Below are 240 nucleotides of genomic sequence, written 5' to 3' on the forward strand. Positions count from 1 at the left end.
GACCAGCGGGGCCGCCCCCACGCCCATCGGCGGCACCAGGTGCGGGCCGGGGGGGCGGGCCAGCCGCCGGGCGAGCTGCGGCGAGGTGGGCGCCACGAAGCCGACCGGGCCCGCGGCGGCGGTGGCGCCGGCGGTGAGCAGCACGGCGGCCAGCATCAGCAGCAGGCGTACGCGCTCGACACGCACTCCGAGGGCGTACGACAAGGCGTCGCCCATCTCCATCATGCGCCGCCCGCGCGC

The 240-nt window shown here is 79.6% G+C and carries 1 protein-coding gene; it reads right to left on the reverse strand.

Annotation, left to right across the window (positions count from 1 at the left end):
- On the reverse strand, positions 1 to 240 hold a 240-nt coding region (locus KVT44_RS56780; protein ID WP_217577135.1), incomplete at both ends, for an iron chelate uptake ABC transporter family permease subunit.

It is taken from the genome of Streptomyces sp. GbtcB7, from assembly GCF_019091445.1.
In the GTDB taxonomy this organism is placed as follows: Bacteria; Actinomycetota; Actinomycetes; order Streptomycetales; family Streptomycetaceae; genus Streptomyces; species Streptomyces mirabilis.